General features: G+C 54.3%; 14 protein-coding genes and 1 pseudogene. 3 read left to right on the plus strand and 12 right to left on the minus strand.

What is annotated here, in order from left to right; all coding sequences use genetic code 11:
* Nucleotides 1-2 precede the first annotated feature (2 nt).
* The 7 genes from NST44_RS30195 to NST44_RS30225 all read right to left on the minus strand — a co-directional run bounded on the left by NST44_RS30195 (nucleotide 3) and on the right by NST44_RS30225 (nucleotide 8,709).
* Entirely contained in the window at nucleotides 3-1,277 is a 1,275-nt protein-coding gene (locus tag NST44_RS30195) for an ABC transporter substrate-binding protein (RefSeq protein WP_340901380.1), read from the minus strand.
* Between the two features lie 139 nt (nucleotides 1,278-1,416).
* Nucleotides 1,417-2,592 (minus strand): response regulator, encoded by a 1,176-nt coding sequence (locus tag NST44_RS30200; RefSeq protein WP_144871221.1) that lies wholly within the window; start codon nucleotides 2,590-2,592, stop codon nucleotides 1,417-1,419.
* Entirely contained in the window at nucleotides 2,552-4,315 is a 1,764-nt protein-coding gene (locus NST44_RS30205) for a cache domain-containing sensor histidine kinase (RefSeq protein ID WP_340901381.1), read from the minus strand. Before NST44_RS30205 ends, NST44_RS30200 begins: the two co-directional genes overlap by 41 nt.
* A gap of 215 nt (nucleotides 4,316-4,530) precedes the next feature.
* A complete protein-coding gene (locus NST44_RS30210; RefSeq protein ID WP_340901382.1) occupies nucleotides 4,531-6,237 on the minus strand; it encodes an amylo-alpha-1,6-glucosidase in 1,707 nt (568 codons plus the stop codon).
* A 207-nt stretch (nucleotides 6,238-6,444) separates the two neighbouring features.
* A complete protein-coding gene (locus NST44_RS30215; protein ID WP_340901383.1) occupies nucleotides 6,445-7,137 on the minus strand; it encodes a YqeB family protein in 693 nt (230 codons plus the stop codon).
* Complete coding sequence (locus NST44_RS30220) at nucleotides 7,130-7,729, minus strand: TetR/AcrR family transcriptional regulator (RefSeq protein ID WP_340901384.1); 600 nt, start codon at nucleotides 7,727-7,729, stop codon at nucleotides 7,130-7,132. Before NST44_RS30220 ends, NST44_RS30215 begins: the two co-directional genes overlap by 8 nt.
* A gap of 242 nt (nucleotides 7,730-7,971) precedes the next feature.
* Complete coding sequence (locus NST44_RS30225; RefSeq protein WP_340901385.1) at nucleotides 7,972-8,709, minus strand: FadR/GntR family transcriptional regulator; 738 nt, start codon at nucleotides 8,707-8,709, stop codon at nucleotides 7,972-7,974.
* Between the two features lie 108 nt (nucleotides 8,710-8,817).
* On the opposite strand from NST44_RS30225, the gene NST44_RS30230 reads away from it, so the two are divergent.
* Nucleotides 8,818-10,233 carry an FAD-binding oxidoreductase gene (locus NST44_RS30230; protein ID WP_028405787.1) on the plus strand — a complete coding sequence of 472 codons (1,416 nt, stop codon included), beginning with the start codon at nucleotides 8,818-8,820 and terminating at the stop codon, nucleotides 10,231-10,233.
* Nucleotides 10,226-11,593 carry a (Fe-S)-binding protein gene (locus NST44_RS30235; RefSeq protein ID WP_340901386.1) on the plus strand — a complete coding sequence of 456 codons (1,368 nt, stop codon included), beginning with the start codon at nucleotides 10,226-10,228 and terminating at the stop codon, nucleotides 11,591-11,593. The genes NST44_RS30230 and NST44_RS30235 overlap by 8 nt, the downstream gene beginning before the upstream one ends.
* Before the next feature lie 333 nt (nucleotides 11,594-11,926).
* Here the strand turns inward: NST44_RS30235 and NST44_RS30240 are convergent, their stop codons facing one another.
* From NST44_RS30240 to NST44_RS30260, 5 genes and pseudogenes are all read right to left on the minus strand, one after another.
* Nucleotides 11,927-12,124, minus strand: a complete 198-nt coding sequence (locus NST44_RS30240) for a hypothetical protein (protein ID WP_340901387.1) — start codon at nucleotides 12,122-12,124, stop codon at nucleotides 11,927-11,929.
* A 20-nt stretch (nucleotides 12,125-12,144) separates the two neighbouring features.
* Nucleotides 12,145-13,350, minus strand: coding sequence for a hypothetical protein (locus tag NST44_RS30245; protein ID WP_340901388.1), 1,206 nt, complete (start codon nucleotides 13,348-13,350; stop codon nucleotides 12,145-12,147).
* Complete coding sequence (locus NST44_RS30250; RefSeq protein WP_340901389.1) at nucleotides 13,347-13,814, minus strand: RNA polymerase sigma factor; 468 nt, start codon at nucleotides 13,812-13,814, stop codon at nucleotides 13,347-13,349. The genes NST44_RS30245 and NST44_RS30250 overlap by 4 nt, the downstream gene beginning before the upstream one ends.
* Before the next feature lie 471 nt (nucleotides 13,815-14,285).
* Nucleotides 14,286-15,247 (minus strand): annotated as a pseudogene (locus tag NST44_RS30255) (NAD-dependent epimerase/dehydratase family protein).
* Between the two features lie 681 nt (nucleotides 15,248-15,928).
* On the minus strand, nucleotides 15,929-16,444 hold the full coding sequence (locus NST44_RS30260) for a TetR/AcrR family transcriptional regulator (protein ID WP_007131493.1): 516 nt from the start codon (nucleotides 16,442-16,444) through the stop codon (nucleotides 15,929-15,931).
* 357 nt (nucleotides 16,445-16,801) lie between these two features.
* Between NST44_RS30260 and NST44_RS30265 the strand changes: the two genes are divergently transcribed.
* Nucleotides 16,802-17,272: a DinB family protein gene (locus tag NST44_RS30265; protein ID WP_028405782.1), complete on the plus strand. Its 471-nt coding sequence runs from the start codon at nucleotides 16,802-16,804 to the stop codon at nucleotides 17,270-17,272.
* The last annotated feature ends 459 nt before the right edge of the window (nucleotides 17,273-17,731 follow it).

The following is a 17,731-nucleotide window of genomic DNA, read 5'->3' on the forward strand; positions in this document are numbered from 1 at the left end:
GTTTATTTCAAATAGCGTTCGCTGTCCTTCACCGCTTGGTTCAGAGCCTCTTGTGCATCGCTGCCGAACATGACGGACTCCACGGCTGCCGACAGCTGGCGGTTGACTTCGTTCCATTTCGGGTTGAGCAGGAAGGCCGGCGTATTGTCCGAACGCTCCAGCATCGTGTAATACGGCTTGTAGAGCGGATCCTGATCCTTCTTCAGCTCATTGACGACGCTTGCCCGGACCGGAAGGTCGGCCACGCGCATTTTGATCGCTTCATCGGACACATAGAACTTGATGAACTCCCAGGCCAGATCCTTATGCTTGGAGTCCTTCGCAATCGACAGCGCCGATTCGGCAAGAACCCCCTTGACCGGCTTGCCCGGGAAGGCCGGCATCTCGACGGTGCCCACATCGATTCCGGCTTCCCTGAACGATTCGAGCGGCCATATTCCGCTCTCCCACATCGCGATCTTTCCGGCCTTGAAGATGTCCTCCCCGCTCTGCTGTCCCTTGCCACCGGCAAGCACGGCGGTACCGTTCTTCAGCATATCACCCAGCATCTGAATGGCTTCCGCCGTCTCTTTGCTGTTCATATAGCCTTCAATCGTCGTGCCGTCCTCCGATATGAATGAGCCTCCGTTGCTCCATACCAGGCCTTGCAGGTCATACGTGTCGTTCTCCGCACGTACGCCGAAGCCGTACTGCTTCTTGGACGGGTCCGTCAGCCTCTTGGCAATGTCCTGAAAGTCAGTCCAGGTCCATCCGTCGTTCGGATATGCGATTCCCGCCTCATCGAACAGCTTCTTGTTGTAATACACGACCCGCGTCGTGAATCCGGCCGGGATCCCGTACAGCTTATCCCCGATCTTGCCGTAGTTGAACAGGCCTTGGTAAAAATCGTCAATGATCAAATCCTTGTCCTTGGACGCGTAATCGTCCAGCGGCTCCAGCGACTGATGATACGTCGGGAAATCCCACATATACATCACGTCCGGCGGGTTTGCAGCGCCGAAGCCGGCTGCCAGCTTTTGATCGAACCCGTCTGCATAGGCCTCTACCTGGACCTTCGTGCCGGGATGCGATTCCTCGAATTTTTTGGCGATATCCTGTTCAATCTTCAGCGCATCGCCGGTATCCCAAGTTGCGAACCGAAGCGTTGTAACCCCGGCTTGCGAGCCATTGTCCGGCTCCTTCGCCGTACCGGTGCCTCTGCCGCCGCATCCGGCCAGCATGGATGCCGTTAACGCCATCACGGATACGATAACCATCCATGACCTTCTTTTCATCATGTCGATTCCCCCTAAAGAGTTGAGGTAATATGAATTAAACCGCTTTCATCATAACTCCTATGAAAGCGGTTCAAAACGTGCGCTGATTCGCAGTTTATCGTGTTTTTGTTCGAAATGGTCATTCTCGGTGTTCGTTTGTTTACGATGATTCCCCTTTTTGTTCGGTACGGTATTGGCTTGGCGTCTTCCCGGTGCAGCGCTTGAACCATTTGCTGAAATATTTGCTGTCCCCAAGACCTGTCCGCTCGGCGATTTCCTGCATGGTTAAGGAGGTTTCGCGCAGCAATCCGTAAGCGAGACGAAGCTTGCGCTTATATTGGAAAGCGATGAAGCTGTCGCCAACCGTTTTTTTGAACAAAATCGAAAAATGGCTGCGGCTTAATCCCACCTTCTGGGCCAGCTCCGCCGCCGACCATTCGGCCGACGGAAACGCATGCAGCAGATGAACGGCTTGCAGAATCGGTTCGGGCCAATGCTCCGCGCTAAGTCCGTACACCCGCTCCAATTCGGCTTCCTTATGCAGCGATTGAAAGGCATCCTGCACATCCTCCAGGTCCTCAAGGCCTCGCCGCGAATCCCACGTCAGCTTGCCGCACCGGCTCTTCATCTCGATCAGCAGGCTCTCTATACCGTCCTTTAGCCCATCCGGAACGACCCAATAACAGCTGTCCGACCCGTAGCGAATCCGCTTGCCGCTGTGCAGTCCCGGCTCATCGGCTTCATGCTCCCGGAGAAGGCTCTCCCATGAGCTGTCACATCCGGCGGACTTAACCAGGTACAGCGCGGCAGGCTGTCCTTTCATGCGCCAGCTGCCGCTCCAAAGCTTCCTCAGCACCTCCAGGAATTTGTCGTTATGCCCATTAAGCCAAGCATACAGATGCGTGGACAGCTGATCGTCCTGATCCTGCGAAGAGCTTGCCGTCTCAGACAGCTCCCGCTGAAATTTGCCCAGCAGGGCCTCGAGCTCTTCATCCTCGAAGGCGGTCTTCAACAAATAGGCCGAGGCTCCGAGCCGCATCCCCTCTTGGGCATATTCGAAGTCCCGATGGCAGCTGAGCAGAATGATTCTGGTCTCCGGCGCTGCTTCCTTGACCCTGCGGGACAACTCGATCCCGTCCATCTCCGGCATGACGATATCCGTGATGACGACCTGGGGACGATGCTCCAGGAAAGCTTCCCAGGCTGCCTGGCCGTTAGGGCTGTCCGCCACAACCTCCATCCCGAAGCGGTCCCAAGCCACCGTTGTGCGGAGTCCCTTGCGCACGATACTCTCGTCATCGGCAATCAGCACCTTGATTTTCTCTGTTTCCAACATCGTCAGACTCCTCCTTTTTCGGCCAGCGTATGGTGATTGTCGTTCCTTCTCCCTTCACGGAATACACCGTGAGCCCGTACAGCGGGCCAAAATGCAGCTTGAATTTTTGATCGGCGTTGCGTACGCCAAGCCCGCCCCGTCCCTTGCGTTTTACTTCAGGCGAGAATAGCCTCGCCAGCTGCTCCTCCTTCATGCCTGCCCCGTTATCCCGGAGCATTAGCACCAGATCGTCGCCGTCCATCCTGATCGACATATCGATCTCTCCTTCGCCGTCCGTGAAGGCGTGGAAGAATATATTTTCAAATAACGGCTGAAGCGTCATCCGCGGAATCAAATACGGAAGCAGTGAATCGTCACATTCCAGGCGATAACGAAATACTTCCCCGTACCGGATTTCCTGGACCTTAAGAAAATGCTCGATCATGCGCAGCTCCCTGCGAAGCGTGACCAGCTCCTGGGAGATATCAAGATTTCCCTCGAGCACCATCGTCAGATGATACAGCATCAGGCGGATGTCCTCGGCGCCCTCGAGCCTGGCTTTCCACTGAATGGAGTTGAGCGTGTTGAACAGCAGATGGGGATTGATCTGATAGTGAAATGCCCGCAGCTCCGCCTCCTTCTTCAGCCGCTCGCTTCTTTCCACTTCGCCGATCAATTCCTGAATCCCCGTAACCATCCGGTTGAAGCTCATATCCAGGCTGCCCAGCTCGTCTCGGCCATCGATCGGCGTGCGGGTGTCCAGCTTGCCGAAGCTGACCTTCTGCATCGAATCCTTCAATGTCCTGATCCTTGAGGTGAAGCGCGAAGAGAACAGGTAGGCGATGCCGAAAGCGAGCAGGCAGGACAAGATGGCAACCGTCATCGTGTTCGCCCGGATGATGCCTGAGGATCGATAGAAGGCTTTCGCCGGAATCCGGGCCTCGAGCGTCCATTGATTGACGGCGAGCGTCCGTGACCAGGTTACATCGCTGTCTTTGGGCGAGTAAGCGGCATCCGTCTCGTAGATGACCGTACCGTCCGGCGAGCTGATCTGCAGATGGGCATGGGTATCCTCCTCGAATTGCCGGAACATCTGCAGCAGCTCTTCCGCATACTCTTCGATGAGAATGATGCTGCCGTCCTGGGACTTGTCCGGATGGTGAATCGGAACCGCCAGGCCGATGACGCTTCGGTTGCCGCTGTCGCTGCTCTTGATGAAATGATCCTGCGGATAAAAGCCGAGCCAATAGGTTCCGGCATACGCCTTCGGCTTCGACCGCCATAAGGGAATACGGTCAAGCTTGGCTACGTCCAGATTGTTCTCCCCGTAGTAATAACCCGAGGTCGTAATAATGTAGATGCCGGCCGTCAGCTGGGTCCGAAGGGATTTCAGCAAGGATTCAAAATCATTCTTCTCCAAAATGTCGCGGTAGGTGGTAGGTGCCTGGTTTCCAATCCCCATCCGGCTCGGGTCCAGCAGATAGGAGTAGATTGTTTCCGCCGTCTGCTTCATCCGGCTCAAGGTTGAGCTGGTTTGCTGTTCCAGCTGGGCGACGGCATTATCTCCGTACTTTCCGAATTGGGAGTTGATGATCCGGGCCGACTGGTAGTAGGACAACGCGCCAAGCGAAAACAACGGGATCAGGGTGACGATTAAAAACCACGAGAGCAGCTTGGCTCGTATGCTATGGTAGGCGCCGGCGAACATGCGCCCGGCTACCTTTTTGGTCCGTTGAAAGCCCATTATGATCTCCCCGCTGTCTTTTCGTCTTTTTTTTTTCAAAAACAAGCTTTAAGCCTGAAGGCATTCACAGCCCCAGCGGCATTGACACCGCTTTCATTATAAACCCCAACCTAGGGCTTGTAATTAGGCGCCAACTGGAAAACTCAGGGGAAACGGAAAAAGCACCTCCCCCCAAGGCAAAAAATGCCCGGGAAGAAGTGTTTCTCTAAGGTCGGTCAACGCGTGTATTCATGTCCAAGTATCAAAAATACGCTGGAGGTCCAGGTAAACGCCCGGTCTCTCAGCCCCGCTCCGGTCAGGGCGTCAAAATTCTCTGCCATGCCGCTGCTGCTCAGCATTCGGCAGAACCGGTGGGCCACCTCCGCCGCCAGCTCCTGATCGCCGGCTGCCGCAACGCCTTCGACAAGCAGCATGGTCGAGGGAGCCCAGATCGGCCCGCGCCAGTATCCGTCCGGCTTATAATAACGGCTGCTGACGCTCTCCGTCGCCCAGCCGTTCCAGGTCAGGAACCGGGTCTCATCCCGAAGTCCCGCAAGCAGCGCGGCACGGATATGCTCCGGCAGCCGCTTGCCCAGCAGGATCGGGACGAACAGCAGCAGGCTGTCGCCTTCCGACACCTCATGCGTGCCTGAACGGCAGGCCGTGAACCTTCCATCCCTCCAAAAATGACAGAGCATGCGCTCAAGCGTATCGTCCGCTTTCTGCTTCCATGCGGCAGCTTCCTCCGGCAACCCGAGAAGGCCGGCGATTTCGGCCAGCACCTCCATCTGAATAATCAGATAGGACGAGAGGTCGGGGCTTTCCACAGGGATCCCGTTATTGAACGCCGTGCTGTTATCCCAGCCCGAATCGTTGCCGTGGTTGTACTGGGGAATGCCGTCGCCGTCATGATCCCGGTACGTGAACCACCACTGCGTCCATTTGGAGAGCGGTCCGTACACCTCGCGCAGCTGCTCCTCTTGTATGAAATCGGTGCGCCGCATCATCCAAGACAGCGTCCATCCGTGAATCGGCGGCTTGTTGCAGTTCCAGAGCTCGTATTTATCATTCACGAAGTCCGGAATCAGCCCGCTCTCATCCTGCCGGTCGAAAAAGATCATAAACTGGTCCCACGCCAGCTTCGGGTTATGCCGCACCAAGGCCATTGCATTAAAGCAGTTGTCCCAGCTCCAAATGTTGGTCATCCAGTTCTTTGACATATACATCGCCGGGCGGGTCAGGCAGCCTTCGGCGGGAACCAGGCAGGACCAGGTGATATAGGCGGCGAGCTCTCTGGCTTCCTGCCAACGCTCCGGGACGGTTAAGGTGCGGTTTAACCAGCTGCCGTAATCCTCCTGAACGAGCCGCACCGCCTCGTCAAAGCTCTCCCATTCGGAGCGCGGCGTCATTACCGTCATGAACTCTTCCACGGCAAATTCCGCCGTGTCGGTCTCCTCATCCGCTGAAAATTCGGCGGTTACCCGCGAGCTCTTGATCTCATCCCATGCAACCTCCATGCTCATGCGTCCCGCAAGCCTTGTCAGCATAAAGCGGCAGCCATGGGTAAAGCTGTTCACTTCCCAGCGGTCCGGATCCGTCTCATAAGCATAATCATATGCGGCGGGAAAAAAGGTGAGGCGTATACCGCATCCTTTCGACCGGAACCTGACGGTCCGGGAGTCGGATATGCAAATATCTGCGTGGCCAGCCCAATGCGTGGTCTCCAGCCTGAGTTTTTCGGGTGATGCAATAGGGTCAAAAGAAACCGGCTCGTTGTTCCGGTCCAGCAGCTCAATCAGAAAGGCCTCGCCAAACTTGTCGTCTCCTCCGCGGACTGTACGCAGGTAAAGCCCCTTTCTCCGCTCCTTAGCCTCGGGCAGGAGGGAGATCGCCAAGAAGGACTCTCTTCGGCTGAAAGGCACGATATTCAGATCAAAATTCATAAGACATCTCCTTCGAGTGAGGTATCGCTTTCGAGGTATCGCTTTCATTGTAAAGCTTCTCTTTGAAGGAAAGGACCGCCGGATGTCTTATCTCAAGAGGGAAAATTGTTTGCGAGAGCGGTGTAGGGTGTCTTTTTGTCAGATGGAAGGGGTTCATTTGTTTGAGAGTGGAAGAGCAGGTTGCTGCCATTACGGTCGCTACAGTCGTTAAAGCCGCGATCCATGCAGACGCCAGTACTGCCGCTTTCCTTCGTCACGGACCGTTACCCCGAGCTTTGAGAGCTCCCGACGCAGATCGTCTGCATCATCCTTGTCATCCTCTCGCAGTGCCTTCTCCCTCGCCTCGAACAGGGCGTTCATGGCTGCGGTCAATTCCGGGGAATTTGCGACCCACCTGCGGTATTCATCCGCATACGGATCTCCTTCCCGCCACGGGTAGCCGTGCCTTAGAAACTCCTCCGTGAACAGCCGTGCTTTCCCTTCAATCTTCTGTCTATACAGCTCCTGACCCTGCTGACCGACAAGGACGAGCTCCTTGCCATCCAGGAAGGCGGCGAATATGTCTTCTCTTGCGTAACTAGCCTCTGCACCATTCACGGATAGCTGCAGTTCCCGGTCGGATATTCGTACGTGGAGGCTCTCACGTATGGCCGCATGGGAAAGCCACATGCCCGCAAGGAGCCCGAGCAGTGCCGTAATCAGCGCAACCCACGGTCCATGCAGCGAAGCAACCAGCTCCAGCGGCCCCTGGAATGGCACCCATGGCAGGCTGGACGCCCATTCCGCGATGACAGGAAGGAACCAGCCGAGCACGCCCCCAAGCACCGGCGGAATCGCCCATATCAGCATTTTATCCACTGTCGATAATCCAAGCTCCGTCCATTCCGTTCGTTTATCCAATACGATCCTCCCCTTTCCGGAAGACGCTGTTGACGGCTTCCTTCCATAACTCCTGATACGGCAGCTTCATGCCCATCATCATGTAGCTGGTGATATTGTCAATGAGAAGTGCCAGCAAATGGGCCTTAACCGTCACGTTCTCGGGTTCGATTACGCCTAACTCGGCTCCCCGCTGCATGACCTTCTCGAATCCGTCCAGAAATTCCCGCTGCATGGCGATGACTCGCTCGCCATAGTGTCCGTTTCGGCCGGCAGTCAGCATGAATTCGTTCAACAATCGGAAGACCGGAGCAAAATGCTCCTCATCCTCTGGAAACATACGCAGCCCGCCCTCGTACAGCTTCAAGACGAAATTCTCCGCAGTCAGCTCCGAAACCGAGAAGTAATGGTCGAAATGGTAGTCACTGAACATGTATTCGAAGACCCGCTCGATGAGTTCATCCTTCGAAGCAAAATGATAATAAATCGAAGGCTTCGTCATGCCTACCGCCGCTGCGATCATTGCAAGGCTGGTCTTCTCGATGCCGTGCTGCGCAAATAAATGCAGGGCCGCTTCAATCAACTGCTGTGAAGTCATATCACGTTTCTTCATTGGTTGCCCACCTTTTTTTAACTATCGTTAGGTAAAATAATAGCGAACAACTCTCCGTTAAGTCAATTTTTTTTAACGATAGGTAGAAAACCGGACCGCACAATAAAATGAAATAAGCCAGTGCCAAGCGGCACTGACCCGAAGTAAAGTGTAAGGCTCATCCTTAAGTCGATTGCAGGTTACCTTGGGTACAAGGGCAGCAAAAAAATCGAGTTCTTCCCCCTCCCTCAGCCATGTACGCGTTAATCCGGCAGTCTGCCGCTTTCCGACGCCAGCCCTGATCGAAGCACCTGCTCCACCTTGGTCAGATGTGCTGCGATTCTCTCACCGGCCTGCTCCTGATCCTGCCGCTCAATCGCATCAAATATCATTTGGTGCTCCGTCAATAACCGGGCGGCGGTTGATTGTTCCTTGTAGAACCACAGCTCCCTGGACTTCTGAATGGTGTCCGTTAAACGGTCGGATAGCGACTCCATCAGCTGAATCAGCAGCGTGTTGCCTGACGCTGCCGCAATCGCCATATGAAAAGCGACATCCGCCCTCTCGCCTTCCCCCGTATCGTTTACTTTCAGCCCATGCTCCATCTGCGAAAGGGCATCGCGCATTCGGACAAGATCCTGCTCCGTCCTCCGTTCAGCAGCCAATGAGGCGGTACCGGACTCCAACACCTTGCGGACTTCAAGCAGCTCAATAAGGGACTCGGCCCCTTGGAACAATAAGTCGGCGCCGCTTCGGGGCTCGCTGGGAAGAACCGTCTTCACATATGTCCCGCCTCCCTGACGCACATCGACCCATCCCATGGCCTTGAGGGCGCTGACCGCCTCACGGATCGTGGATCTTCCTACGCCATATGCGGCCGCTAATTCAACGACGGAGGGGAGCTTCTGGCCCGGCTTGAGATGCCCCTCCCGGATCTGCTGAAGCAGATGCTCCCCCACAATTTCATGCCCCTTCTGGTTCTCCACTTTGATCGTTCGCATGGTCCGTTTGCCTCCTGCTCATTTTTTGTACTATTCATTACTATAATCATGTCATATAATAAAACAAAAGTCATCAGATGACCTGATCAATTAGGAGGGAACTCGTTTATGTTAGACCCGTCTCTCGCCGCACAGCTTCGCTCCATCGTTGGCGATGCCCACTTCCGGGATGATCAAGAGGCGCTTATCGCGCATTCCTATGACGGCACTCCGATGCTGCAGGCTTTGCCTGACGCTGTAATCTATCCTGCCAACACGGAGCAGGTTTCCGCCATTATGAAGGCGTTATCAGCCTATAAAGTCCCGCTCGTGTCCAGAGGCTCAGGCTCCAATCTCTGCGGAGGAACCGTTCCGATTCAAGGCGGCGTCGTCATGGTGATGCACCGGATGAACCGAATTCTGGAGCTGGATCTGGAAAATTTGACGGCCACCGTTCAGCCCGGGATCATTACGGCCGACTTCATTCAACATATTGAATCCTTGGGCTTGTTCTATCCCCCGGACCCAAGCAGCATGCGCATCTCGACGATCGGCGGCAATATCGCCGAATGCTCGGGCGGTCTGCGCGGTTTGAAATACGGCACGACGAAGGATTATGTGATCGGGCTCGAGGCCGTGCTCGCCAGCGGCGAAATCATTCGTACCGGCGGAAAGCTGATGAAGGATGTAGCGGGATATGATTTGACCAAGCTGCTGGTCGGCTCGGAAGGCACGCTTGCGATTATTACCGAAGCGACCTTGAAGCTGATTCCCCCGCCGAAGAGCAAAATGACGATGCTCGCCATGTACCGCGATCTATACGGAGCGGCCCGGACGGTTTCCGCCATTATCGAATCCAAGATTATTCCGGCGACGCTGGAATTCATGGATAATCCGACGATCCGCGTCGTCGATGATTTTGCCAAGCTTGGCCTTCCGCTGGACATGGAGGCGATCCTGTTGATCGAGCAGGACGGTGACCCCGAGACTGTAACCAGGGACATTGAGCAGATCCGCCAAATTTGCATGCGCGAGCAAGCCGACAGCATTCAGGTGGCTGCCACCCGGGAAGAGGCGGAGCGGCTGTTGACAGCGCGAAGAAGCGCCTTTACGGCGCTGGCGCGGCTTCGTCCGACCACGATTCTGGAGGACGCGACTGTTCCCCGGTCCAAAATCGCCGATATGGTCCGCCGGATCAATGACATTTCAGCCAAGTATAATGTGACGATTGCCACCTTCGGCCATGCCGGCGACGGCAACCTGCATCCTACGGCAACGACCGATGCCCGGGATGCGGAGGAAATTCACCGGGTGGAGCAAGCCTTTGAAGAGATTTTCGCGGCGGCCCTTGAGCTTGGCGGCACCATTACCGGCGAGCACGGCGTGGGCATGGTGAAGGCACCATTCCTTGAGTGGAAGATCGGCGCTTCCGGCGTCTCGCTCATGAAAGGGATCAAGCAGGTATTCGATCCCGATAATTTGTTGAATCCAGGCAAGGTGTTTGCCAAAGAATCACGAAAAAGGGTGGTAATTCATCATGACTAGCCAAGCGAATATCGGGAAAAAGCCCCAGATCAACCATACCAATCCCCTGGCCCGTACCTTGCTCGAAAAGCTCGATTACGATCAATTGACCAACTGCATGCGCTGCGGGTTTTGCCTCCCGGCCTGCCCTACATTCAGGGAAACGGGCGTAGAGCCCGAATCTCCCCGCGGGCGCATTGCCTTAATGAAGGCCGTGGCCGACGGGCTGATGGAGCCGGATGATCGCTTCCGCGATCAGATGAACCATTGCCTGGGCTGCCGAGCCTGCGAGCCGGTATGTCCGGCAGATGTGAAATACGGTCAGCTCATTGAGCAGGCCCGAGACGCCATTGAGGATCATCCGGTGCATTCCATTCCTGTGAAGGGAATGCGCAAGCTGTTCTTCAAGGGCGTCTTCCCGCACCGCAAACGTCTGAAGACGCTGGGAAGAACGCTGAAATTTTACCAAAAATCCGGCTTGCAGCGCGTGGCGAGAGGAACCGGCGTCATGCGCCTCTTCCCCAAGCATCTGCGGGACATGGAGCGGATTCTGCCGGACGCCACCGCGGATGGCGTCGTCGAACAGCTGGGAACGGTGTATCCGGCTAAAGGCACTCCGATCGCTCGCGTCGCTTTATTCAGAGGCTGCATCATGGATGTCATGTTCGCCGGCACCAACGTCAATACCGTAAAGCTGCTGTCGAAGGCGGGCTTCGAGGTTGTTATACCGCCGGAGCAGGTTTGCTGCGGCGCACTCCATGCCCACAGCGGCGAGCTGGAGCTGGCAAGAGATATGGCGAGGATCAACGTGAGGGTGTTCAAGGAGCTGGATGTGGATTATATCGTATCCAATGCCGGCGGCTGCGGTGCCCTGTTGGTGGAGTATGACCATCTGCTTCATGAGGATGAGACTTGGAAGGAACAAGCCGCCTGGTTCGCCAGCCGGGTCGTGGACATCAGCAAGCTGCTCGTGGAGCATGGCAGACTGCCTGCATTCAGTGAATCCGCGACGTCCACCGAGCCTGTCGTTGTGACCTATCAGGACTCCTGCCATTTGCGGAATGTGATGCGCAGCGGGGCGGCACCAAGGCAGCTCATAAGCCAGGTGCCCAACGTCAGCTTCCAAGAGATGAGGGAAGCGGACCGCTGCTGCGGCTCGGCAGGCATATACAATGTGACGCAGCCGGAAATGGCGGGTCAAATCCTGGAGCATAAGATGGAGAACGTCAACGCCACCGGAGCCAGATACCTGCTGACCAGCAATCCGGGTTGTCTGCTGCAGATGAAGCTGGGCGTGGAACAGCACGGCTGCAGCGAAACGATGGAAGTCAAGCATGTGGTTGATTTTCTGTATGAGCGAATGAATGAACGCAACGCTTGATTCTCGTAGCTATGCGTGCCAGGTCTCCAAGTCCAATGCTCGCGCCGTTACTTAGCCCTTGCCTGTTGCCTGCGTCCAGCCTCCCCCTAATTAAAAATCGCCGGTGCCACTTTCTTGGCACCGGCGATCCATCCAATGGATGACTTTAAGAGGTTGTTCAAAAAATCGTCTTTTGATCACGAAGTGCGTCAAGAAGTAACTCGGCATCGAATCTTGAATTCAGCCGGGCCTTCCGGTGCGCACGTACCCAAAACGTACGCTCCGCTCCTCAGTCCCTACCTTCATCCAACCTTCTCGGTGCTGAAAAACCGACTTTTTGAACACGCACTTTAATTATAGTAATCGTCTTCCCATCATCATGATGGTATCCAGCAAAGCCTTCCATTTGCCTGCAGTCTTCGCGCCGCCTGCGGCAGCATCTGCAGCTTCATTACGGGTGGCTTTCGTTTGTTGAGCCAACCTGCATCGTTCGAGTTCCTGGCGGAGATCGTTCACATGCTGGTTGGCAATATCTTCATTATTGATATTCATTTTTACCTTCCTCTTTTCTTTTATAGCGACAACATTCCGACATTACCGATACCTGCAAACTTCTCCTCCGTCCCCTTCACTATAATACTGCCGCTCATGCTCCGAAGGTAAGGGTATAAAACACCTTTAATTCTTTTTTCCGCGACCATCACTTTCCCGAACAGATCCAAGGAACGCAGCTTGGCCTCCAATACATCCTCCGTAACGTCGTCTTCGAGGATCAATGTTCCGTCTACAATGAAGCTGGCCGGCTCCTTTAAAGCAAGCAATTGGTCCTTCGACCATACTTCCTCTCCTTCCACGAATACGAATGCCTGCTCATAGCTGACGATCTCCGTATTCACGTCCGGACAGCGTTCCCAGACCAGATCCTCAATGTCTTCGCTGCAGATCACCATCGAGGTCGATTGAATCCCGGCGATGGCGCGGCTGAACGCCTCCCTTGTCACGTCAGCATCAAGCACAATGGGGTGCTTGGTATATAATTTACGGTCGGCAAATCGGCGAATCGTTCGGGCGTTCAGTCTCAGCGTTTTCGTTACATGCTCGAACCCTGCAGGAATTACCTTTACCTGACCGTTGATCGACTGCATTTTGTCATAAAAATAGGGGCTCTGCTCCTCATGGATCATCGCGATGCCGTTCACATGGATCTTTTCAATCCGGTCGGCGAATTGTTCCATGTCCAGATCCTTCTCCAATTCAAGGACGCCATTCACGACCAAGTACCGGGGCTCCTTGAGCGAAGACAAATACGCGCTGGTCAGACGGAATTTCCCGGACTCAAACCGAAGCTCGGATTGATAGGCTTGGATGCTCGCTTCCGCTCCCTCCATTTTAAGCAGCGATGCGGTTATGGCTCCCTCCAAATGTTTTGGAACATACACCTCGCCCCTCACTACCATGTGCAGCCCGCTATGCTCAAAAGCTTCAAGGGTTACATCCTGATCTATGACCACCGTGCCATACGTAAATACATTCTCCGGCTGCTTCTGCCTAAAATACTCGGCGTTCAATCTCAAAGTGCCTTTAAAAAAGCGGTAGCCTCTGGGGATTTCCAGCGTTTTGCCGATGTTGCCGGCGTTCGTGAGCAGCGCCAGAAGATGGGCGGTCTCCGCCCGGTACAGCACCATGCCCACATTGTCGATCCGTTCAATGCTTTTCACGCTTTCCTCTGTTGCCTCCGTAAGATCCAGCATCCCCACATTGCCAATGATTCTGCTCATTTCATATCTTCCTCCCAATAGGTTCTTAATTTCTTGATGGCGGCCTGCAGCTTGTAACGGATCGTGGCGGCCGGCAATCCAAGCTGGTCCCCGATCTCCTGACTGGACATGCCGAGCCAGTAGCGCTTAAACACAATATCGCTTTGGGACTGGGGCAAGCGGCCCAGCCATTCCGTGGTCTCCATCTCGAGGTCTGGCACGGATAACAAGGTAGCATCCAGATCATCATCCCAGGGGAGCAGCCGTTTTTCCCGCCGGGTAATGTCGATCAACCGATTTTTGATGACCCTGAAGAACCAAGCCTTCTGCTTGTGGAGCGGCCACTGTGCCAGCTGCGGCTCCTTCATCGCCTTGATGAAGGCATCCTGCACCAGATCGTCGGCTTCGTACGCGTGCTTTGCGACCGACCGGGCGTAGCGCCGGACATCCTCCTTCAAATTTTCGTACAGATCATTTACGTCCATAGCCGACCTCGTATCTTCCGTTTTGTCTTTCTTGTTAATATAACGTTTGAGCGAATGCAACTGATGGATGGAATTTAAATATTTTTGAAAAAAAAACACGCCAGCCCTTTCGGCCAGCGTGCAAGCTTTTTTCGCTAATCCCATATGGAGAACAGTACCAACAAGACCGCGGCAATTCCGAGCCAAAGCGTATGCTTCGATGCCCAGGCCGAACGTAAACCTTCATTCATAGATCCAAACCTCCCTAACAATGATTTGTAGCAATGCGCTTTAAAGCTCGTTTACTAATCCCACCAGCTAAGCATTGACACCAGAATGATGACGGCCAGTACGCCGTCCACAAACTTCAATTGAAGTTTGGCCATCGAATCACCTCCTTATTAGGTATTATTGATTGACCAATTACTATTAGTAAAAAATAATGGGCAGACGTTGCGCGTATCTTGTACGCTTGCTATTTGAACAATCCGTTCACACGCCCTGCTTCTTCATCAACCTCTGAATGGTCTCCTTAATCGCTTTTTCATGCGGCGTCCAGGATAACGGTCCGATGAGACGCTCGTATTTTTCCCCGCTCAGCACGAGCGGCTCTTCCGTAAGATACAGCATCTCCACGACCTCCTTCATTACGGGATTGAACAGGCCGATCAGGGATAACCCGATGCGTCCCAGCGGTATGACGGCTTTGCGGCTTCCGCTTGCCTCCTGAGCGATGCGTACCAAGTCACGACCTGAGATGACGCCAGGACCGGGAATGTGCCAGTTTTGCCCGTAAGCCTCCTCCTGAACGGCGATATCCAAAATCATCCGGGCCGCATCCGGCAAGTAGACATATTCGCGGGGAACCGTCATATTTCCGATGAAGGCCGTAGGCTTACCTGCTGCGATAGCCTCCATCGTCACGGATAGATAAGATGCTTGAGCCGAGGGGCCGTAATAATCCGGTAACCGGGCGATCAACGGGCGGGTGCGGGGTTTCCAACGTGACGAAAACAGAAGCTCCTCATAGGCAAGCCTGGTTTTGCCTTTTCGGGTATGGGGCATTTTCGGGTGCTCCTCCGTCGCTTTCTCCATTCTGCGTCGCCCATAGGGATATATGCCGTCCACGACAACTACTCTTGCGTTCATCCGCTGGGCGGCCTGCATTACGGATTCCCCGAGTGGAAGCAGCCGTGATTCCATCTCGTGATACGGAATATTTGCGCTGTGAAAAATGACATCCGCCCCTTCGGCCGCATGAACGATGTCCTCCGGTTTAAAGGCATCCCCGGTCCGGAGCTTCAACAATGGGGAGCTGCCAATCTCCTCGGCAAGTGCATTTAACTTGGTCATCGATCTGCCGAAGGCAATCGTTTCGATCCCTCTTCTCACCAATTCGGCATCAGCGGATTTCCTACTCCGCCCGTTGCACCCAGAACAATCGCCTTTTTCATAATCAAACATCTCCTTTGTTTTTTGTTATTGATTGACCAATTACTAATGTTCAAAAAAATAATGCCTAACTCCAAATGACTGGAAAATCAGAGCTCTTACACTACAGTGGGGCAGACGTGACCTGCCGTTAGCTGTGCTCTCCGATAAGCTGTTGCGGCAATCCGGGGGCGCCCCTCCCGGTAAGGGGCAGGCAGTCGCGGCGAGGCAAGATTGGTGCTCTCACTGTACAGGGTGTGCATTCCCGGTGGACGTAGCTTGGTGCTCTCACTGTTCGGGGCGCGCATCCCCGTGAATGTAGCTTGGTGCTCCCACTGTACAGGGTGTGCATTCCCGGCGAATGTAGCTTGGTGCTCCCACTGTACAGGGTGTGCATTCCCGGCGAACGTAGCTTGGTGCTCTCACTGTACGGGGCGCGCATTCCCGGCGAACGTAGCTTGGTGCTCTCACTGTACGGGGCGCGCATTCCCGGTGAATGTAGCTTGGTGCTCTCACTGTACGGGGCGCGCATTTCCGGCGAACGTAGCTTGGTGCTCTCACTGTACGGGGCGCGCATTCCCGGCGAATGTAGCTTGCTCTCAAGCAACTATGGCAGACCTTACGGCTCGATGCTTTGATGCCTCCATGGTGTAAAGTGCTGGGCTGCACTCACCTTTACCATCTCCCGCTGCCATCGGCAACCCCTAACGCTTCGGCATGATGCTCGGCATGTCCATGGCCATTGCGGCATTACAGAGCATTCCCCTTGCAAGGAAATTGGAGACTCTCACATCCGCATCCTGAAATCCGGCATGGATGAAGGCATTCTCCACCAGCTCCTTTACCTCTCCCATTCCCTGCTGCATCGCTGCTCGAACAGGTGCATCCGAGATCGTCTGTGCCTGCATCTGCAGTAAGATTTCACTACGATGAGCAAGCATGATCTCCTCGTAAGCACGGATCAATCCCTCTTCGAGCTCCTGGGACGGTGCCGAATCAATCACCTGACGGAAGGCATGAACAATCCGCTTCCAAGATACGGCCAGCGCTTCAACCAGCAGCGATTCCTTGGTAAAAAAACGGTACACGTAAGGCTGCGATATGGCTGCACGTTCGGCAACCTGTGCGGTTGTCGCACGATAATAGCCGATCTCTGCAAACACCTCGATTGCTGCTGCAACAATATCCTGACGTCGGTTCGCGGAGGCTTCGCGCGGCATACGGAATCACTCCTTTCAGAAGTTAATTTTTAATTTTTATTATTGATTGACCAATTACTAACTGAAATCAGTATATGCGAAAGAATGTCCGATTGCAACAGTTATTTTTCATGATTTTCCATTGGGCTAAGTTGAACTAGAAAACGAGGTCCAGGCAAGGATGGGGAATCATCCTTTCGACATTTCACTTTTATATGCTTATTAAGCATGCCTAGATAAAGGATATTCATGCATACTATCGAATTTACTTACTATTGCTCCACTACACCCATGCGCCATAGTCAGGCCATATGACAAACAAGGTTAATACCAGAAGCAGTTCGAATCTACTGTGACGATTATGAGGAGGGACTTTTTATGTACATGGAAACTGAACAACAGTTAAAGCGATGGCTCCGCCATCGGGGTGTGCTGCAGCAGCTGCTTGAAGAAATACGGGACGAGCATCTGGAATATAAGCCTTGGCCGAATGCTATGACATTAGGGAAATTGATAGTCCACATGGCTGCATCTTCCGATATGTTCCTGCAATCGATCAAGCATGGGGCCTTCTCCCCGCCAACGTTCCCGACAAGCTTCGAATCGATCAGCGATATCCGGGAGATCGTTCAAGCCTCAACCAATGCTACGGAAAAAGGCTTTGCTGAACTGACGGAAGCCCAATTGGAGCAACCGCTGGATTTTAACGGCTTTGTGGCCCCGGGCTCCGTCTGGCTAGGCAACATGGTCGACCATGAGATCCACCACAAGGGACAATTGTTTACTTACGCGAGATCGGTCGGCATTGAAAAGTTACCGTTTTTCATTGTTCAACCGCCTAGAGCATAAGGGGCGAATCTAGACAAGCGGGCCAGGGCTGGCAAGGTGTGTCCCGGATTGATGTGCAAGTCCCTTTTCGGGCTTGTTTGGCCCGCATGCGCGCTTTTCCTGGCTACAAGTCCCTTTTGAGGACTTGTTTCGCCCGCATGCGCACTTTTCCTTGCTGCAAGTCCCTTTTCGGGACTTGTTTGGCCCGCGGGCGCGCTTTTCCTGGCTACAAGTCCCTTTTGAGGACTTGTTTCGCCCGCACGCGAGCTTTTCCTGGCTACAAGTCCCTTTTGAGGACTTGTTTCGCCCGCACGCGAGCTTTTCCTGGCTACAGGTCCCTTTTTGGGACTTGTCGGCCTCGCGGGCGCGCTTTTCCTGGCTACAGGTCCCTTTTCGGGACTTGTTGGCCTCGCATGCGCGCTTTCCCTGGCTACATGTCCCTTTTCGGGACTTATTAGCCACGCGGGCGCGCTTTCCATC

It is taken from the genome of Paenibacillus sp. FSL W8-0919 (assembly GCF_038003785.1).
Taxonomy (GTDB): domain Bacteria; phylum Bacillota; class Bacilli; order Paenibacillales; family Paenibacillaceae; genus Paenibacillus_AQ; species Paenibacillus_AQ lactis.